General features: G+C 73.4%; 12 protein-coding genes and 3 pseudogenes. 7 read left to right on the forward strand and 8 right to left on the reverse strand.

What is annotated here, in order from left to right:
* The first annotated feature begins 32 nt into the window (after window positions 1-32).
* Window positions 33-563: a hypothetical protein gene (locus E6R18_RS20090; protein WP_206308329.1), complete on the forward strand. Its 531-nt coding sequence runs from the start codon at window positions 33-35 to the stop codon at window positions 561-563.
* A gap of 1 nt (window position 564) precedes the next feature.
* Here the strand turns inward: E6R18_RS20090 and E6R18_RS20095 are convergent.
* The 5 genes and pseudogenes from E6R18_RS20095 to E6R18_RS20115 all read right to left on the reverse strand — a co-directional run bounded on the left by E6R18_RS20095 (window position 565) and on the right by E6R18_RS20115 (window position 5,561).
* Window positions 565-1,766, reverse strand: a pseudogene (locus tag E6R18_RS20095) (serine hydrolase domain-containing protein).
* 111 nt (window positions 1,767-1,877) lie between these two features.
* A pseudogene (locus tag E6R18_RS20100) lies at window positions 1,878-2,589 on the reverse strand (response regulator transcription factor).
* Window positions 2,586-3,732: pseudogene (locus tag E6R18_RS20105) on the reverse strand (histidine kinase). The pseudogenes E6R18_RS20100 and E6R18_RS20105 overlap by 4 nt, the downstream one beginning before the upstream one ends.
* Before the next feature lie 56 nt (window positions 3,733-3,788).
* Window positions 3,789-4,502, reverse strand: a complete 714-nt coding sequence (locus E6R18_RS20110) for a glycerophosphodiester phosphodiesterase (RefSeq protein ID WP_136318283.1) — start codon at window positions 4,500-4,502, stop codon at window positions 3,789-3,791.
* 24 nt (window positions 4,503-4,526) lie between these two features.
* Entirely contained in the window at window positions 4,527-5,561 is a 1,035-nt protein-coding gene (locus E6R18_RS20115) for an adenosine deaminase (RefSeq protein WP_136318284.1), read from the reverse strand.
* A 125-nt stretch (window positions 5,562-5,686) separates the two neighbouring features.
* On the opposite strand from E6R18_RS20115, the gene E6R18_RS20120 reads away from it, so the two are divergent.
* Window positions 5,687-6,571: a DUF4190 domain-containing protein gene (locus E6R18_RS20120; RefSeq protein WP_136318285.1), complete on the forward strand. Its 885-nt coding sequence runs from the start codon at window positions 5,687-5,689 to the stop codon at window positions 6,569-6,571.
* Window positions 6,572-6,660: 89 nt separating this feature from the next.
* Here the strand turns inward: E6R18_RS20120 and E6R18_RS20125 are convergent, their stop codons facing one another.
* Window positions 6,661-7,239 carry an NADAR family protein gene (locus tag E6R18_RS20125; protein WP_136318286.1) on the reverse strand — a complete coding sequence of 193 codons (579 nt, stop codon included), beginning with the start codon at window positions 7,237-7,239 and terminating at the stop codon, window positions 6,661-6,663.
* Between the two features lie 209 nt (window positions 7,240-7,448).
* On the opposite strand from E6R18_RS20125, the gene E6R18_RS20130 reads away from it, so the two are divergent.
* On the forward strand, window positions 7,449-7,907 hold the full coding sequence (locus E6R18_RS20130) for a hypothetical protein (protein WP_136318287.1): 459 nt from the start codon (window positions 7,449-7,451) through the stop codon (window positions 7,905-7,907).
* A 163-nt stretch (window positions 7,908-8,070) separates the two neighbouring features.
* On the forward strand, window positions 8,071-9,912 hold the full coding sequence (locus tag E6R18_RS20135; protein WP_136318288.1) for a glycoside hydrolase family 18 protein: 1,842 nt from the start codon (window positions 8,071-8,073) through the stop codon (window positions 9,910-9,912).
* On the opposite strand, the gene E6R18_RS20140 is transcribed toward E6R18_RS20135, so the two are convergent.
* Entirely contained in the window at window positions 9,866-10,684 is an 819-nt protein-coding gene (locus E6R18_RS20140) for a phosphatase PAP2 family protein (RefSeq protein ID WP_240799791.1), read from the reverse strand. The genes E6R18_RS20135 and E6R18_RS20140 overlap by 47 nt on opposite strands.
* 126 nt (window positions 10,685-10,810) lie before the next feature.
* The gene (gene gabT / locus E6R18_RS20145; protein ID WP_136318290.1) at window positions 10,811-12,151 is read right to left on the reverse strand and encodes a 4-aminobutyrate--2-oxoglutarate transaminase; all 1,341 of its coding nucleotides are present in this window, start codon (window positions 12,149-12,151) and stop codon (window positions 10,811-10,813) included.
* Window positions 12,152-12,398: 247 nt separating this feature from the next.
* On the opposite strand from gabT, the gene E6R18_RS20150 reads away from it, so the two are divergent.
* The 3 genes from E6R18_RS20150 to E6R18_RS20160 all read left to right on the forward strand — a co-directional run bounded on the left by E6R18_RS20150 (window position 12,399) and on the right by E6R18_RS20160 (window position 18,115).
* On the forward strand, window positions 12,399-14,855 hold the full coding sequence (locus E6R18_RS20150; RefSeq protein WP_136318291.1) for an ATP/GTP-binding protein: 2,457 nt from the start codon (window positions 12,399-12,401) through the stop codon (window positions 14,853-14,855).
* Between the two features lie 139 nt (window positions 14,856-14,994).
* A complete protein-coding gene (locus tag E6R18_RS20155) occupies window positions 14,995-16,563 on the forward strand; it encodes a PucR family transcriptional regulator (protein WP_136318292.1) in 1,569 nt (522 codons plus the stop codon).
* Window positions 16,564-16,669: 106 nt separating this feature from the next.
* Window positions 16,670-18,115 (forward strand): aldehyde dehydrogenase family protein, encoded by a 1,446-nt coding sequence (locus E6R18_RS20160; protein WP_136318293.1) that lies wholly within the window; start codon window positions 16,670-16,672, stop codon window positions 18,113-18,115.
* Window positions 18,116-18,289 lie beyond the last annotated feature (174 nt).

Below are 18,289 nucleotides of genomic sequence, written 5' to 3' on the forward strand. Positions count from 1 at the left end.
AGAGCCGGTAAATGCGGGCGTACGCTGCGGACATGAGCGAGCGACGCGCCCTGCGAAGGCGCATACGCGTGTGGTTGGTCGTCTTCATCGTCTGTCTGGTCCTGAGCGGGCTGACCGCCTTCCCGCTCGTCCACGAACTGCGCTGGACCGAGGACCTGCTGAGCTCCTCGGCCTCGCCCGTCCCCGAGCACTTCCCGGCCCTGATGGAGTGGATCACCCGCGTCCGCACCGGCCTCGACGAGGCCGACGCCCGATATCCCTTCGTGCTGTACGGCACCGACTGGCTGGCCTTCGCCCACCTGGTCATCGCGGTCGCCTTCTACGGCCCCTTCCGCGACCCGGTCCGCAACATCTGGGTGATCGAGTTCGGCATGATCGCCTGCGCCGGGATCGTCCCGCTCGCACTGATCTGCGGACCGATCCGCGACATCCCCTTCTGGTGGTCCGTCATAGACATGTCGTTCGGCGTGTTCGGAGTGATCCCGCTGCTGATCGTGCACCTCAAGATCAAGCGGCTGGAGGCCCTGGACCGGATGGCGGGGCCCGAGCCGGTGACCGTCTGACTCAGTCGGCCGACTGGGCGCCGAAGACCGTGCCCACGACCCCGTGACCAGGGCGTTCTCCCCCTCGGCCTTCGCGTCGGTGGAGTTGATGCTGTAGACGAGGGTGCGGGAGAGATCGCGGGTGGCGCCGATCCCCGCGTTGTAGCCCCAGCGGCCGCCGGTCTTGCCCCAGACCTGGCGGCCGCCCAGCCTCCAGGTGGACAGGCCGGCGCTGTACGCGGGCGCCTTACCGGACTCGAAGTCGCGCACCGAGGGGTCGGGCAGCGTGAACATCTCCTCCAGCAGCGGCCCGCGCACCACCCGGCCGCGGAACAGCGCGGTCAGGAAGTGCTCCAGGTCCGCGGTGGTGGAGATGACGTCCCCCGCCGCCCAGCCGTCGGTCGGGCCCCACACGCTGACGTCCCGCAGACCGGTGCTGCCGTCCTCCAGCCGCACGCGCTGGTAGCCGTGGTCGTACGGGCCGTGGACGCGCGGGTCGGAGCCGGGGAACGACGTGTCGCGCAGGCCCAGCGGGGACAGGACGCGCCGGGAGACTTCCGCCTCGTAGCTGTGCCCGGTGACCTTCTCGATCAGCAGCCCGGCCACCGTGTAGTTGATGTCGAGGTAGTGCTGCCGGGTCCCCGCCGGGAACTCGGGCTCCTTGGCCGTCGCCGAGGCGGCCATCGCGCGCGGGTCGTGCCGCTGGAAGCGGTCGGCGTACCACTCCTCCACCGTGTCGCCCGGGAAGTCGGCGGACGGCAGCCCGCTGGTGTGGTTCAGCAACTGGCGTACGGTGACCGCCCCGTACGCGGAGGGGATCAGCTCCGGCAGGTAGGAGCGGACCGGGCGGTCCAGGCTCAGCTTCCGCTCGCCGGCGAGCTGGAGCACGGTCGCGGCGGTGAAGACCTTGGTGACCGAACCCGCGCGGAACCGGGCGTCCGGGTCCGCCGGGCGCTTCGTCACCAGGTCGTGGACCCCGGCCAAGCCCCTCCAACCTCCCCCGGCGCCGCCCAGCCGGACGAGGGCCGCCGTCGCCCCCTCGTCGGGCAGTCCGGCGATGAGCGCCTTGACCGCCTGGGCGTCCGCCCCGGGGTGGGCAGAGGCGGTGGCGTGCGGGCCGCGGGCCGCCGGGACGCCCGAAGCCAGGGCCGGCCCGGCGGTGCCCGCCGCGATGCCGGCGACCAACGCGGCGGCGAGGACGGTACGGAGAGTGCGGGCGTTCATCGTGGTGCCTCCCGGCGTAGAGATCCGTGGCGGCGAAGTCGTACCGGCCGCGCTGCTGTTGATCCCATCCTGCGCACCGGGAGGCTCCGGCGGATCACCTGAGCGGGGGATTCAGACGGGCCGCTTCCTCCCCTGCGCGGGGGAGGGAGCCGGGGCCGCCCCCTTCGCCGAGGGAGTGACGAGCCCCGTCTCGTAAGCGCTGATGACCGCCTGGACGCGGTCGCGCAGGCCCAGTTTGGACAGCACCTTGCCGACGTGCGTCTTCACGGTGTGGTCGCTGACCACCATGGCCGCCGCGATCTCCGCGTTGGACAGCCCGCGCGCCAGATGGAGCAGCGTCTCGCGCTCCCGGGCGGTCAGGACACCGAGCCGCTGCTCGCCGACCACCGCCGCCGACGCGGCCGGGCGCGGTGTACTCGGCGATCAGCCGCCGGGCCACCGAGGGCGCCAGCAGCGAGTCGCCCGCCGCGACCACCCGCACCGCGTGCACGAGGTCGTCCCGGCGGACGTCCTTGAGCAGGAAGCCGCTCGCCCCCGCGTGCAGCGCCTCGTACACGTACTCGTCGGAGTCGAACGTGGTCAGCATGACCGTCCGGCAGGCGGACCCGGCGCTGATCTCGCGGCAGGCGCCGACGCCGTCGAGCACGGGCATCCGGATGTCCAGCAGGGACACGTCGGGCTCCAGCCGGCGCACCGCGTCCACTGCCTGCGCCCCGTCCCCGGCCTCGGCCACCACCTCGATGTCCGGCTGGGCGTCCAGAATCATCGCGAAGCCACTGCGGAGCAGCTCCTGGTCGTCCGCCACCACGACACGGATCGTCAACTCCCCATCTCCGCCGGTGACGTTACCGGTACGAGCGGCAGCGTGACGTCGACCCGGAACCCTCGGCCGCCCGGGCCGGGGCCGGTGCGCGCGCTGCCGCCGTGCGCCGCCGCCCGCTCCCGGATGCCGACCAGGCCGTGGCCGGTTCCGGAGCCCGTCCTCCCGCCTCTGCCGTCGTCGGTCACCGAGACGGTCAGGGTGTTCTCCCCGTATGCCAGCAGGACGCCGGCCGTGGTGGCGGCGGCGTGCTTGACCGTGTTGGTCAGAGCCTCCTGCATGATCCGGTAGGCGGCGCTCCCGGTGTCCTGTGGCAGCCGCCGCTCCGGGCCTGTCACCGTGCTGGTGACCTCCAGGCCGCTGCCCCGTACGCGCTCCACGAGGCCGGGGAGGTCGGCCAGGGCCGGCTGCGGGGTGCGCGGCGCCCCGGGCCGCTGCTCGTTCTCGCGCAGCACGCCGAGCATCCGGCGCAGTTGGACCATCGCGTCCCGGCCGGTCTCCGAGATCGCGTCGAACACCGCCTCGGCCCGCTCCGGAGCCGTACGGACCGCCACCGGGCCGGCCTCCGCCTGCACGATCATCAGGCTCACCGCGTGGGACAGGATGTCGTGCATCTCCCGCGCGATCCGGGCCCGTTCGCGGGCCGCCGCCTGTTCGGCCTCGATCCGGCGGGTGACCTCCAGCTGCCTCGCCCGGTCCTCGACGGCCCGCGTGTATGCCTGGCGGGTGTCGGTGAACCGGCCGAAGCCGTAGGCCGCCGTGAAGACCATCAGGGAGAAGACCAGCTCACGGACCTCGCCCGTGTTGAGCGCCACCGAGGGGAAGACGATGGCCAGGGTCAGCGCCCCGCAGAGTCGCCTGGCCGGGGACGGGGCGTGGGCGGCGACGCTGTAGAGGGCGACCAGTCCGGTGTACGGCAGGGTCTGCCCCGGGCCCGCGACCGCCAGCCCGTACAGGCTCTGGGCCGTCAGCACGGCCAGCAGCACCCGTACGGGCGGCCCGGCGCCGCCACAGCAGCGGGAGAACGGTCAAGGTGGTCAGCGCATACGCGGCCGGTGCCGCGGGCTCCAGACCCGGGCCGCCGGGCAGCACCCACGGGACCGACACCGCGGCCTGCACCACCAGGGCCACGCCGATGTCCGTCACCCGGGTGCCCGGACCACCGGCCTCCCGCAGCCGGCGCCAGGTCTCCCGCGGGCCTCTCACGGCCGCGGCCCGGCGGTACCGCCCACGTGCCGGTCGATCAGCTTGCGGAGCACGTCGATCCGGTTGGTGGTGACCGAGTCCACGCCGTGGCCGATCAGCCGGCGCATCGTCCGGCCGGTGTCCGCGGTCCAGGCCGAGACCAGCAGCCCGTCCCGGTGGTTGCGGTCCGCCAGCTCCCTGCTGACCAGGCCGAAGCGGTAGTTCAGCCAGCGCGGCCGAACCGCGTCCAGCAGGGCCGGGCGCGGCGGTGCGAGGGTCGTCCAGGTCATCGCGATCTCGGCGGACGGGTCGGCGGCCCGCACCCGCAGCATGGCCTCGGGGCCCGCGCAGTAGTAGACCCGCTCACCGGCCCCGCACTCCCGCACCACCCCCACCGTCCGCTTCACCGACTCGGGCGTGGCGCCCGGCAGATCGATCATCACGCGGTGCGCCCCGACGGCGAGCAGCGCCTCGCGCAGCGTCGGCACACCGCCCGCCGTCAGCTCGGTCAGCTCCTGGTGGGTGAGCCGGTCCAGCCGCAGGTCGCGGCCCCACAGCCGCTCCAGCGTGGCGTCGTGCAGCAGGATCGGCACCCCGTCACGGGTGACCCGGACGTCGATCTCGACCGCGTCCGCCCCCCGTTCGACGGCGGAACGGATCGAGGGGAGGGTGTTCTCGCGGGCGCGGTACGGATCGCCGCGGTGGGCGACGGCGGTGACAGGCATGGGCATGGGGCCATTGTCACCGCCGGGCGGTCACCGGCCGACGCTCGCCAGCCAGTTGTCCGTGTACGTGTCGATCTCGGCGGCCAGCGCGCGCTGGCCGGCCGGGTCGAGGAAGGACGCCTCGACGGCGTTCTTTGCGAGGGCGGCCAGACCCCGTTCGTCGAGACCGAGGATGCGGGCTGCCACCGCGTACTCGTTGTTGAGGTCCGTGCCGAACATGGGCGGGTCGTCGCTGTTGATCGTGACCAGCACACCTGCCTGGACCATCTCCCGGACCGGGTGCTGCTCGATGTCCTTCACCGCCCGGGTCGCGATGTTCGACGTGGGGCAGACCTCCAGGGCGATGCGGTGCTCGGCGAGGTGGTCCAGCAGCTTCGGGTCGGCGACGGAGCTGGTGCCGTGGCCGATGCGCTCGGCGCGCAGTGCCGTCAGCGCGTCCCAGACGGTCTTCGGGCCCGTGGTCTCCCCGGCGTGCGGCACCGAGTGCAGGCCCTCGGCGATCGCGCGGTCGAAGTAGGGCTTGAACTGCGGGCGGTCCACGCCGATCTCCGGGCCGCCGAGGCCGAAGGAGACGAGTCCCTCGGGGCGCAGGTCCACGGCGAGCCGGGTGGTCTCCTCGGCCGCTTCGAGACCGGCCTCGCCCGGGATGTCGAAGCACCAGCGCAGGACGACCCCGAGCTCGCGCTCGGCGGCCTTGCGGGCGTCCTCTATGGCCTCCATGAAGCCCTGCTCGGGAATGCCGCGCCGGGTGGAGGAGAACGGGGTGACCGTCAGCTCGGCGTAACGGATGTTCTGCCGGGCCATGTCGCGGGCGATCTCGAACGTCAGCAGCCGGACGTCCTCCGGGGTGCGGATCAGGTCGACGACCGAGAGGTAGACCTCGATGAAGTGGGCGAAGTCGGTGAACGTGAAGTAGTCGGCCACTGCCTCGGGGGCGGTGGGGACCTTGGAGTCGGGGTGGTGCGCGGCCAGCTCGGCGACGATGCGGGGGGAGGCCGAACCGACGTGGTGGACATGGAGCTCGGCCTTGGGCAGCCCCGCGATGAAGGGGTGCAGATCGGTCATCGGGGCCTCCATGGGCGTGGGGTGGTGACGGGTGCCGCGGTCGCCGGGGCGTCCGGGGCGGGGGACGGGAGTCATCGTAGGACGAGCCCGCCCGTAGCATGACCGCATCACGATGGGGGAGGCCCATGCCAGACAACACAGAGCAGCCGGCGGACGGGGCCGCACCGCGCGATCCGTGGGCTCCGCCGCAGACCAGGGTGCCCCTGGACAAGAAGTCCGATGCGGGCAGGCCGCCGGCCGGTGGCGCACCGGAAGACGCCCGCCCGCCGACGGACGGCGCGCCCGGGACCACCCGCCCGCCGACGGACGGCGCGCCCGGGACCACCCGCCCGCCGACCGTGCACGATCAGCTGACGGTGACCTCGATGCCGGGCGTGGGCACGGGCCCCGTGCCGCCCGTCGGCTTCACCGGTCCGGAGTCGGGGCAGCAGCCCGGCCCGGCCGGCTGGCCCGGCCCCGGGACCGCACCGCCGCCACCGGTCGGCCCGAACGGCCCCGGGCAGGCCCCGCCGCAGTACGGCTACCCCGGCACCCAGCCCTCGCAGTACGGCTACCCCGGCGGTCAGCCCTCGCAGTACGGTTACCCGGCCGCGCAGCAGCCGCAGCACGGCTACCCGGCCTACCCCGGTTACGGGCAGACCTGGGGCGGTCCGCAGCCCGCGAACGGGATGGGCGTCGCCTCGCTGGTGCTCGGCATCATCGCGACGGTCGCCTTCTGCATGCTCGGCCTCGGTATCGTCCTCGGCATTCTCGCGCTGATCTTCGGTCTCATAGGCCGCGGCCGCGTCCGCGACGGCGCGGCCGACAACGGCGGTGTGGCCCTCGCCGGCATCATCCTCGGGTCGATCGGGATCGTCGTCAGCGCGGCGTTCCTGGGGCTCACCATCTGGGCGGCGAACACCGACGACTACGACGAGGACAGCGGCTCGGACTACGAACCGGCCGCGCTCTCCCTGGTCGTCGAGGCACCGCAGCACGCCCCGCTGGGAGGCATCTCCCTGCGGGCCTGAGGGCCCGGGCCGCGAGGTCATCGGCCGTCCGGGGACGGCAGCGGCTCGCGGGGCGGCGGGGACCACTCCCCGTCGCCCCGCGAGCCGTTTCATATGCCGTCGGCCCCGGCCCGCAGCCGCTCGCGCGCCTCCATCAGCGCGAAGCCCAGCAGATTCAGGCCCCGCCACGCAGAGGGGTCCGCCGCGCGCGGATCGTCCGCCGCCAGCCCGATGCCCCAGATCCGGTCCAGCGGACTCGCCTCCACCAGCACCCGGTCTCCCGTGTTCCGCAGGAACGCGCGCAGTTCCGGGTCCTGGCCGAACTTGTGGACGCTGCCCGCCACCACCAGCCCGTACCGCTCGCGCTCCCAGACCGCCTCGTCGAAGCCGCGGACCAGCCGGCCCACCTTCTTCGCCTCGGCCGGGCTCTTCGCCGCCACCGCCCGCCCGGCCGCTTCCGCGTCGCCGAAGAGCCGGGCCTTGCCGGCCATCATCCAGTGCTCGGCCGACGCGTAGTCCACGCCGTCGACCGTGAACGGCGAGGGCCACCACTGGCTCAGGCAGCTCGCGCCGATCCGGCCGTCCGGGCGCGGGCGGTGCCCCCAGAACGGCAGGTACTTCACCTTCTCGCCGCGAGCGGTCAGCTCGGCCAGTGCCTCGGCGCTCCCGACATCCCCCACGTGCTTCATGCCACGGAGTCTGTCACCCGCCACTGACAACCGGCCCGGCCGGGCGACGCAGGCGCAGGTCACAGCCCTGTTTCCGGTGCCCGCAACCGCCGTGACCCAGATCACTACCCATGAGTAGCCGAAGTCGCGTCATGAACCGGCCCGAGCCCGCTCTCCGAGGTGAACGCGTCCGCAGACCTGCCGGCGCGACACGGAAAGGGAGGCGGGCCATGACGGGCTCGGAAGTCAGGGCAGCGGTCGAGTGGCTGGCGTCGGCGGCACCCGATCCGGACGCCTGCCGGTGGGAGTGGGAGCGCGATCCGCGGGGGATTGCGCTGCTGCCCGCCGGCAGGCGCTGGGACGTGCTGATCCTGCCGGGGGAGCTGGGCTGTCCGACGCTCGACGTGCTCACCCGGCTCATCGACCGGCCGGGGCCGGTCCTCGCGGACTTCGGAGAGGCCCGGATGGGCTTCTTCGTGCCCCCGGGCACCGTCGCCCGCTGGGTCGGGACGGGGATCCGGGGCGCGGGGCGGGGCACCTGGATCGTCGTACCGTACCCGGGCCGTCCGGCCGGGAAGGTGCGCTGGCTGGTCCCGCCCGACGGCTCCGGAACGCTCACCGACGCCACATTGCTGGAGCTCGCGATGCACGAGGCGGCCGGGAGCGCGGCCGCGGGTGACGGGGACTGAACCCCCTTGCCGTTGTGGGGAGTTGCCAGCTGTCGCACGGCTGTTCAGGGGGCGGCGACTCCCCACCCGCACGAGGCCGTCGCTGCCAGAGGTCTTGACAACCTGATTGGTCTGGACCATGTTGTGCGCGCCGCACTCAATTCCCCCCTGTACGGAGGCCGTTGTGGAACGCACGGGACCCCCTGCCCGCATGACCGGACTTCTGGCCGCCTTCTCGGCCGCCCTGCTCGCCGCCGGTGGCCTGGCCGCATCGGCGCCCGCCGCCGCCGCGGCCGACGCCGACCTGGCGCTCAACGGCACCTTCGAGGCCGGGCTGACCGGCTGGAACTGCACCGGCGGCAGTGGAGCGGCCGTCAGCACCCCCGTACACGGCGGGACCTCGGCGCTGAAGGCGACCCCGGCCGGAAGCGACAACGCCAAGTGCTCCCAGGCCGTGAAGGTCAAGCCCGACTCCACCTACACGCTGAGCGCCTGGGTGCAGGGCAGTTACGTCTACCTGGGCGCGGACGGCACCGGCACGAGCGACGTCTCCACCTGGACGCAGTCCGCCTCCGGCTGGCAGAAGCTCACGACCACGTTCAAGACCGGGGCGTCCACCACCTCGGTCAACGTGTACACCCACGGCTGGTACGGCACCCCCGCCTACTACGTCGACGACCTCAGCCTGGTCGGGCCCGGCGGCGACCCGGTCGCGATCCCCGCCGCCCCCACGGGCCTCAAGGCGGGGACGGCCACCGCCTCCTCGGTCGCCCTGTCCTGGACCGGCTCCGCGGGCGCCACCGGCTACAACGTCTACCGGGGCTCCACGAAGGTCCAGAGCCTCACCGGCACCTCGGCGACCGTGACGGGCCTCAGCGCCTCGACCGCGTACAGCTTCCAGGTCAGCGCCACCAACGAGGCGGGCGAGTCCGCGAAGTCCGCCGCCGTCTCGGCCACGACCACCGCGGGCAGCGGCGGTGGTGGTGACGACGGCGGCAACACCAGCACCCAACTGCCCGCCCACGCGCTCGTCGGCTATCTGCACTCCAGCTTCGCCAACGGCTCCGGATACACCCGCATGGCGGACGTCCCCGACTCCTGGGACGTCATCGACCTGGCCTTCGGTGAGCCGACCTCCGTCACCTCCGGCGACATCCGCTTCAAGCTCTGCCCGGTCACCGAGTGCCCGAACGTCGAGTCGGAGGCCGAGTTCAAGGCGGCCATCAAGGCCAAGCAGGCCGCCGGCAAGAAGGTGCTGATCTCCATCGGCGGCCAGAACGGCCAGGTGCAGCTCGCCACCACCGCCGCGCGTGACACGTTCGTCTCCTCGGTCAGCAAGATCATCGACGAGTACGGGCTGGACGGCCTGGACATCGACTTCGAGGGTCACTCGCTCTCGCTGAACACCGGTGACACCGACTTCCGGAACCCCACCACTCCGGTCGTCGTCAACCTGATCTCCGCGGTGAAGAGCCTCAAGGCCAAGTACGGCGAGAAGTTCGTCCTGACCATGGCCCCCGAGACCTTCTTCGTGCAGCTCGGGTACCAGTACTACGGCTCGGGCCCGTGGGGCGGCCAGGACCCGCGCGCCGGTGCCTACCTGCCGGTGATCCACGCGCTGCGCGACGACCTCACCCTGCTGCACGTCCAGGACTACAACTCGGGCTCCATCATGGGCCTGGACAACCAGTACCACTCCATGGGCGGCGCCGACTTCCACATCGCGATGACCGACATGCTGCTGGCCGGGTTCCCCGTCGCCGGTGACCAGACGAAGGTCTTCCCCGGGCTGCGCCCCGACCAGGTCGCGATCGGCCTGCCGGCCTCCACCCAGGCGGGCAACGGGCACACCTCGCCCGCCGAGGTCACCAAGGCGCTGAACTGCCTGACCAAGAAGACCGGCTGCGGCTCCTACGCCACCCACGGCACCTGGTCGAACCTGCGCGGTCTGATGACCTGGTCCATCAACTGGGACCACTTCAACAACTGGGAGTTCTCGAAGAACTTCGACGCCTACTTCGGCTGAGCACACCGGGCAGCACGAGCAGCAGAGCGCACAGGAACCAGCTGCCCAGCACATCCAGCGGCCAGTGATAGCCGCGGAGCACCAGACCGATGCCCGTCGCCGCCGTCAGCAGGACGGCGGCGACGGGCATCATCCATGCTCGGCGGCGCACCAGTCGGCCCAGCAGCAGCGCCGAGGCGCCGTACGCCACCGCCGCGGTCGCCGCATGGCCCGACGGGTAGTAGCCGGTTGCCTCCGTCAGCGGTCCGGGACGGGCGATCCAGTCCTTGAGCGGGACGACCAGCAGCGGCACGGCCGCCATGGCGAGGACCGCGCCGAGCGGCGCCCGCCGCTGACCGCGCAGCAGGGACCAGCCGACCGCGCAGCCCAGCACCGGGAGCGCGACCTGCATATTGCCGAGATCGGCGAGGAATTCCGTGAGCCACCGGGGGCCGTGACCGACCAGGGCCCGCCCGGCGCGCTCGTCGAGCCCGCGCAGCGGGCCATCGGCGGCCACCTGCCAGGTGGTCAGCGCGAACAGGGCCGTCAGGCCCGACACCAGGGAGAGGAAAAGAGCCGTCCGCCCCGGAACAGGGGGGGTGGTTCCGGGGCGGACGAGTGGACCGGTTTGCCGCGCGCCCCGGGGGGTGTGGGACGGGCGGCCATCCGATCGGTGAGGAGTTCCGGAGCGCGAGGCTCCAGTGGTGTGCGCGAAGGCACGCCGGGAACGGCGCTGGGGAAGCTCCGACCCGGATTCGCCCGCAGTCCCCTGCGGGCGGGGTGTTTCTCTCATCTGCCGAAACCGTACGTCAGTCGAAGGGGGACCGACAGCGGGTACGGTATCCCGCCATCGGCCCCGCACCTTTTCTTCACAGGCCCACACAGGCCCGTACCGGATCCGGGGGAGAGCCGGAGGGGATCAGATTCCGGTGAACGCCTGCTCAAGGACGTCGAGGCCCTCGTTCAGCAGGTCCTCGCCGATCACCAGCGGCGGCAGGAAGCGCAGGACGTTGCCGTACGTGCCGCAGGTCAGCACGAGGACGCCCTCGGCGTGGCACGCCTTCGCGAGCCGCGTGGCCGCCTCCGGGTGCGGGTCCTTCGTGCCCGGCTTCACCAGCTCGATCGCGATCATCGCGCCGCGGCCCCGGATGTCACCGATCAGCTCGCCGTTCGGCAGCTTCGCCCGCATCCCTTCGAGCCGGCCCTTCATGACCTCCTCGATGCGCTTCGCCTTCTTGTTCAGGTCCAGCTCGCGCATCGTCTCGATGGCTCCGAGCGCGCCCGCGCAGGCGACCGGGTTGCCCCCGTACGTGCCGCCGAGCCCGCCCGCGTGCGCCGCGTCCATGATCTCGGCGCGGCCGGTCACGGCGGACAGCGGGAGGCCGCCCGCGATGCCCTTGGCGGTCGTGATCAGGTCCGGGACGACGCCCTCGTCCTCACAGGCGAACCACTGGCCCGTACGGCAGAAGCCGGACTGGATCTCGTCGGCGACGAAGACGATGCCGTTGTCCTTCGCGAACCCCGCGATCGCCGGCAGGAAGCCCTTGGCCGGCTCGATGAACCCGCCCTCGCCGAGGACCGGCTCGATGATGATCGCGGCGACGTTCTCCGCGCCGATCTGCTTGGTGATCTGGTCGATGGCCTGGGCGGACGCCTCCGCACCCGCGTTCTCGGCACCGGTCGGCCAGCGGTAGCCGTACGCCACCGGCACCCGGTACACCTCGGGCGCGAACGGCCCGAAGCCGTTCTTGTACGGCATGTTCTTCGCCGTCAGCGCCATCGTGAGGTTGGTCCGGCCGTGGTAGCCGTGGTCGAAGACGACGACCGCGGTCCGCTTGGTGTACGCGCGGGCGATCTTCACCGCGTTCTCGACGGCCTCGGCGCCCGAGTTGAACAGCGCCGACTTCTTCGCGTGGTCGCCCGGCGTCAGCTCGGCGAGCTGCTCGCAGACCTCCACGTACCCCTCGTACGGCGTCACCATGAAGCAGGTGTGGGTGAAGTCCGCCAGCTGGGCGGAGGCCCGCCGCACGACGGCCTCCGCGGAGGCGCCGACCGAGGTGACGGCGATGCCGGAACCGAAGTCGATCAGACGGTTGCCGTCCACGTCCTCGATGATCCCGCCGCCGGCCCTCGCGGTGAACACCGGCAGCGTGGAGCCCACGCCTGCGGCGACCGCCGCGAGCCGGCGCTCCTGGAGCTCCACCGACTTCGGGCCGGGAATGGCGGTGACGAGGCGGCGCTCCTGCGGAATTGCGGTCATGCGGGGCTCCTGGGGGGTGTTTCGGACGCTTCTCTTTCTGCAGGCTAGGCGCGGGGCCGGGGGTCGGGCATGCTCCGATCGGGAGTGAAGACGGACGTGTCGTTGTCCGCGACGGACAGAAGCCGGTGCGCGAGCCCGCGGTCCTCCAGCGCGGTCACCATCCGGGCGCGTTGCTGAACTCACCGTGTGCGCGCACTAGATTGACCGGTGCAGGGGTCGGACCCGGCTGGTCAGGGGGCAACGGTTCATGGACAACGACGGTACGCACGGCGTGTGGGGTACGCGGGGTGCGCAGCCACCCGACGGCGCGCCCGCCCGGCCCGGGCACTCCGTACCGCACCCGGCGGGCCCGCCGCCCGCCGCCCCGCCCGCCTACCCGCCCACCGTGCCGCCGCCCACCCGGCCCCCGTCCGTACCGGCTCCGCAGGAGGCCCCGCCCGCGCACTCCCCGGCGCCGGGCGCGGCCACCCCCACCGCCGACTGGTTCAACGCCCCCCGCCCCGAGGCGGGCCCCGGCGTCTGGCGGTACGGCCACGTGCCCCGGCCCGCCGAGCGCGAGGCGCGCCCCTCCCTGGTGGGGCCGATCGCCACGCTGATCCTGTGGCTGCTGCTGTGGCTGCTGCTCACGGAACGCGCGGTCCCCTACGTGTTCAGGCCGATCGAGATCATCACCGGGCCCGAGTGGTGGTCCCTCGGCGGTCTCAGGGAGGACGCGCCCGCCCTCGTCGTCAACTCCACGACCGTCTACTACCAGGTGCTCATCCTCGGCCTCGGCTTCTGGGCCGCCCGGATCGGCGGCTGGGCGGGCGTCTTCCGCTACTTCGCCGGCCCCAACCTCGCCCGCGCCCGCCTCGTGCTCACCCTGGGCGGCGCGCTGCTCACCCTGTGGCTCATCTGGACGCGCCGGGTGCCCCTCGCCGACCTCGTCCTCCCCGCGGTCCCGACGAGCTTGATGCAGGGCGGCGGCAACAAATTCGCGGCGCTGCTCGTCATGCTCGTGCTCTACGCCCTGATCGGCACCGCGGTCGTCTGGCCGTTCGCCCGGACCGGCCACTGGTCGACGGAACTCGGCCCGTTCCTCCGCCGCGAACCCACCCCGCAGGCGCCGTCCGCGACCCCCTCCCCCGCCGACGGCCCCCTCCGCGCCCACTGGCCCGACCTGCGCGCCGCCGGCCACGCGGACGCCGCCGAAGCGCTCACCGCCGCCGTGTACACCGGCCGGATGAACGACGTGGACTGCGTACGTCTCCGCCACGCCTGGGCCGGCGCCCGCACCCGGCCCGACCGGCTCGCGTCCTTCACCGAGACCGTGCTCCGCAACGGCGCCGACGCCTTCCTGCACCCCTCAGGCTTCCGCGACGTGCCCCTGCGCACCGCCACGCACGACCCGCTGACCGGCCAGGTCCGGATCGGTGACTGCGCCGACGACCCGCGCAACCCCTACCCGCGCCGGGGCACGGGCCTGGCCCTGGAACCCGCCTCGCTCGGCACCTCCCTGCTGGCCGTCGGCCCGCCCGGCTCCGGGAAGACGGGCCGGGTGATCCGGCCCGTCGTCGAAGCCCTCGCCCTGCGGGCGCTCACCGGACAGGCGGCGGTCCTCGCCGTCGGCGGCGGGAGCGGCGCGCTCGGCCCGGACGACGCCTACGACGTCGTCGTCCGGATCGGCGACCCGGCCTCCGTGCACGACTTCGACCTGTACGGCGGCACGACCGACCCCGACGAGGCGGCGGCGGCCCTCGCCGAGGGGCTGGCCGGCGACATCCCGACCCTGGACACCCGGCGCGCGGCGACCGCGCTCGGCCAGCTGCTCGGCCCGTACCGCGTCGTCCACGGCCGCTTCCCCTCCGTACCCGAACTCCGCGAACTCCTCGAAGGCTCCGCCGCCGCACTGGGCGCCCTGCGCCAGGCCCTGGAGACCGGGGGCCACCAGGCGATGCTGCGCGAGCTGGAGGCCAGGGCCCGGCAGGCCGGCAGCGCCGCCGACCCGGCCGCCGTCCTCGCCGACCGGCTCGCCGCGCTCGACCGGCCCGCCTTCGCCGGCTTCTTCGCGACCGGCGAGGACGCCCGCCCGTTCTCGCTGCGCTCGCTGGGCCAGCACCCGCTGCGGGTCCGGATCGACCTGCCGGAACGCGTCCACACCGAGGCGTCCCGCATCCTGGCCCGCCTCGTCCTCGCCCAGTTCAACGCCGTCACCGCGGCCCGCGCCGACCGCTCGCTGTTCGTCTGCCTGGTCCTGGACGACGCCACCCACACCGTCACCGCCGAGACCGTCCGGGGTATCCGCCGGCTGCGGTCCGTCAACGCCGGGGCGGTCCTCGCCCTGCGCACCCTGGACGACGTGCCCGAGGGGCTGCACACCGCGCTGCTCGGCGCCTTCGGCTGCACCATGGCCTTCCCCGGCCTCACCACCTGGGACGGCAAGCGCTTCGCCGAGGCATGGGGCAAGGAGTGGGTGGAGGTCCGCGAGGTCGCCCAGCACGGTGTCTTCGCGGACCAGCCGCTCACCCGCGCCCTGCACGCCCTGCGCAAGATGGCCACCGGCAAGGCCGTCACCACGGACGCGGTCACCGTGCGCCAGGTCGAGCGCGAACGCTGGTCCGCCTCCGGACTCGCCTACGAGCTGCCCCCCGGCCACGCCGTGCTCTCGCTGACCACGGTCGCCGGCGAGCACATGTCGCCGCTGCTCGTCCGCCTGTCCGGCTGAAAGCCGCAGGACATGTGAGGGGAGGGACGGGAGCGAGGTGAGTGGCAGCGGTGACAGGGACTGCGCCACCCTGGCAGAATCGAGCCGAGCCGTTCATACGGGACGGCGAAATCGCCCCCGTCCGAAGGCCCCCATCCCCATGCCGCCCACGCTCGCCTCGCTCGTCCAGCACTCGGCGCTCAAACTCACGGTGCGCGCGGGGGCGGACCGCCTCGGCACCCCGGTGCGCTGGGCGCACGCCAGCGAGCTGACCGACCCCGTCCCCTATATGGAGGGCGGCGAGCTGCTGCTGGTCACCGCGACCAACCTCGACGCCGAGAACCCGGAGGCGATGGGCCGGTACGTGCGACGGCTGGCCGCCGCCGGGGTCGCCGGTCTCGGCTTCGCCGTCGGCGTCAACTACGACGAGGTGCCCCAGCCGCTGATCGGCGCAGCCGAGGAAGCCGGCCTGCCGCTTCTCGAAGTGCCCCGCCGCACCCCCTTCATCGCCATCGCCAAGGCCGTCTCCTCCCAGATCGCCGCCGACCAGTACCGGGCCGTCACCGCCGGCTTCGAGGCCCAGCGCGAACTGACGAGTGCGGCGCTCGCCGGGGACGGCCCCGCCGGACTCCTCGCCCGCCTCGCCGCCCACGTCAACGGCTGGGCCGCCCTCTACGACGCCTCCGGGTCCGTCGTGGCCGCCGCCCCCGACTGGGCCGCCCGCCGCGCCGCCCGGCTCACCCCCGACGTGGAACGCCTGCGCGAACGCCCCGCCCCGGCCAGCATGGTCGTCGGCGACACCGACGACCGCGTCGAACTCCAGTCCCTGGGCACCGGCCGCCGGGTACGCGGCGCCCTGGCCGTGGGCACCGGCGCGGCCCTGGGCACCGCCGAGCGCTACGCCGTGCACTCGGCCGTCGCCCTGCTCACCCTCACCACCGCCCGCTCCCGCGCGCTCCAGGGCGCCGAGCAGCGCCTCGGCGCGGCGGTGCTGCGGATGCTCCTGGCCGGCCAGTCCGACCACGCCAGGGCCGTCGCCGCAGACCTCTACGGCGGGCTGCTCGACGCCCCCTTCCGGCTGCTCATCGCCGAGGCCCCCGACCCCTCGGCCACCGCCCAGCTGGCCGACGCCATGGACACCGCCGCCTACCGGGCCGGCGAGACCCTGCTGATGGTGCCCGAGGGCGAACGCCTCCTGGTGCTGGCCGCCGACGGGGGAGCGGCGGTGGCCGCCTGCGCCGCCTACGCCGATGCGCAGGAGGAGCGGACCCCGCGCGAGCCGGCCGCCGCCCAGGACTGCGATGTCGTCGTGGGCATGTCCGCGCCGGCCGGACCGGTCGCCGTCTCCGTCGCGTACAAGCAGGCCGAGCAGGCCCTGTCGGTCGCCCGCCGCCGGGGCAGGGCCCTGGTCGAGCACGCGGAACTGGCCACCGGCTCCGTGCTGCCGCTGCTCGCCGACGACGCGGTGCGGGCCTTCGCGGACGGCATGCTCCGCGCCCTGTACGAGCACGACGCCAAGGGCCGCGGCGACCTGGTCGCCTCCGTACGCGCCTGGCTCTCGCACCACGGCCAGTGGGACGCGGCCGCCGCCGACCTCGGGGTCCACCGGCACACCCTGCGCTACCGGATGCGGCGGGTGGAGGAGATCCTCGGCCGTTCCCTGGACGACCCCGACGTACGCATGGAGCTGTGGCTCGCCCTGAAGGTCACCACACCCCCTGGCCAATAAGGCGCATCCCGGCCCCTCACCGCTCCACGCCGGACAAACGCCGGGCGGCCCGAGCGGCCCTACCGTGGGGGCGGAAACACCCCACGCCATCGAAGGGCCGGACTCCATGACCTCCACCCACGCCTTCTGGCTGGCCGGCCGCGAGGCCACCGGCGAGGAAAGCTTCGACGTCACCAACCCCTGGGACGGGCGGCTCGTCGGCACCGTCGGCGTGCCGACCGAGGCCCAGGTGGAGGAGGCCGTGGCCGCCGCGCACGCCGTGCGCGAGGAGTTCGCCGCGACCCCGGCCCACGTCCGCGCCGCCGCCCTCGATCACGTGGCCCGCCGACTGGCCGAGCGCACCGAGGAGATCGCCCGGCTGATCTCCGCCGAGAACGGCAAGCCCGTCAAGTGGGCGCGCGGCGAGGTCGGCCGGGCCGTCTCCGTCTTCCGCTTCGCCTCCGAGGAGGCCCGCCGCTTCAACAGCGGCGAGGCCCAGCGCCTGGACACCGACGCCGGCGGCACCGGCCGGCTCGGCCTGACCCGGCGCTTCCCGCGCGGCACCGTCCTCGGCATCGCGCCCTTCAACTTCCCGCTGAACCTGAGCGCCCACAAGGTCGCCCCGGCCATCGCCGTCGGCGTCCCGATCATCCTCAAGCCCGCCCCGGCCACCCCGTTCTCCTCGCTGGTGCTGGGCGAGCTGCTGGCCGAGACGGACCTGCCGGCCGGCTCCTGGTCCGTGCTGACGGTCCCCAACGACCGGATGCCCGCCCTCGTCCAGGACGAGCGGCTGCCCGTGATCTCCTTCACCGGCTCCGCCCCCGTCGGCTACGCGATCATGGACTCGGTGCCCCGCAAGCACTGCACGCTGGAACTCGGCGGCAACGGCGCGGCTGTCGTCCTCGGGGACTACGCCTCCGACGAGGACCTGGACTGGGCCGCGAGCCGCATCGCGACCTTCTCCAACTACCAGGGCGGCCAGTCCTGCATCTCGGTGCAGCGCGTCATCGCGGACGCGGCCGTCTACGACCGGCTGCTGCCGAAGATCGTCGCGGCGGTCGGGGCCCAGGTCACCGGCGACCCGTCCGACCCCGCCACCGATGTCGGCCCGCTGGTCGACGAGGCCGCCGCCGAGCGCGTCGAGTCCTGGGTCGACGAGGCCGTCGCCGCCGGCGCCCGCCTGCTCGCCGGCGGGAAGCGCGACGGCTCGACGTACGCGCCGACCGTCCTCGCCGAGCTGCCCGAGGGCGTCACCCTGGCCGCCGAGGAGGTCTTCGGACCGGTCCTGTCCGTGCAGAAGGTGGACGGCGAGGCCGAGGCGTTCGCCGCCGTCAACTCCTCCAAGTACGGGCTCCAGGCGGGCGTGTTCACCCACGACATCCAGGCCGCCTTCCGCGCCCACCGCGCGCTGGAAGTCGGCGGCGTGATCATCGGCGACGTCCCCTCGTACCGCGCCGACCAGATGCCGTACGGCGGTGCCAAGCAGTCCGGCGTGGGCCGCGAGGGCGTCCGGTACGCGATGGACGACTACACCTACGAGCGCGTCCTCGTCCTCACCGGCCTCGCTCTTTAGGGCCTGTCCGGCGGACCGCCGCGTGCGGCGTGCCGCACGCGGCGCAGGGCAGTGGAGTGGTGGCCGACCCGATCGGCGCCCCGAGGCTGGTGGGGCCCGCCGGAATCGGGTACATACGGACAAGTAGAACCGGTCAGGAGCGCACGGCGGACGGCCCCCGCGCCGCCCGCGCGC

The sequence above is a fragment of the Streptomyces sp. A1277 genome, assembly GCF_004795015.1.
In the GTDB taxonomy this organism is placed as follows: Bacteria; Actinomycetota; Actinomycetes; order Streptomycetales; family Streptomycetaceae; genus Streptomyces.

Excerpts from the sequence above, each read along its gene's own strand:
- E6R18_RS20110 (WP_136318283.1), bottom strand. The coding sequence starts at position 4,502 with ATGCCCATGCCTGTCACCGCCGTCGCCCACCGCGGCGATCCGTACCGC.
- gabT (WP_136318290.1), bottom strand. The coding sequence starts at position 12,151 with ATGACCGCAATTCCGCAGGAGCGCCGCCTCGTCACCGCCATTCCCGGC.
- E6R18_RS20115 (WP_136318284.1), bottom strand. The coding sequence starts at position 5,561 with ATGACCGATCTGCACCCCTTCATCGCGGGGCTGCCCAAGGCCGAGCTC.
- E6R18_RS20160 (WP_136318293.1), top strand. The coding sequence starts at position 16,670 with ATGACCTCCACCCACGCCTTCTGGCTGGCCGGCCGCGAGGCCACCGGC.
- E6R18_RS20090 (WP_206308329.1), top strand. The coding sequence starts at position 33 with ATGAGCGAGCGACGCGCCCTGCGAAGGCGCATACGCGTGTGGTTGGTC.
- E6R18_RS20130 (WP_136318287.1), top strand. The coding sequence starts at position 7,449 with ATGACGGGCTCGGAAGTCAGGGCAGCGGTCGAGTGGCTGGCGTCGGCG.
- E6R18_RS20155 (WP_136318292.1), top strand. The coding sequence starts at position 14,995 with ATGCCGCCCACGCTCGCCTCGCTCGTCCAGCACTCGGCGCTCAAACTC.
- E6R18_RS20140 (WP_240799791.1), bottom strand. The coding sequence starts at position 10,684 with ATGAGAGAAACACCCCGCCCGCAGGGGACTGCGGGCGAATCCGGGTCG.
- E6R18_RS20125 (WP_136318286.1), bottom strand. The coding sequence starts at position 7,239 with ATGAAGCACGTGGGGGATGTCGGGAGCGCCGAGGCACTGGCCGAGCTG.
- E6R18_RS20120 (WP_136318285.1), top strand. The coding sequence starts at position 5,687 with ATGCCAGACAACACAGAGCAGCCGGCGGACGGGGCCGCACCGCGCGAT.
- E6R18_RS20150 (WP_136318291.1), top strand. The coding sequence starts at position 12,399 with ATGGACAACGACGGTACGCACGGCGTGTGGGGTACGCGGGGTGCGCAG.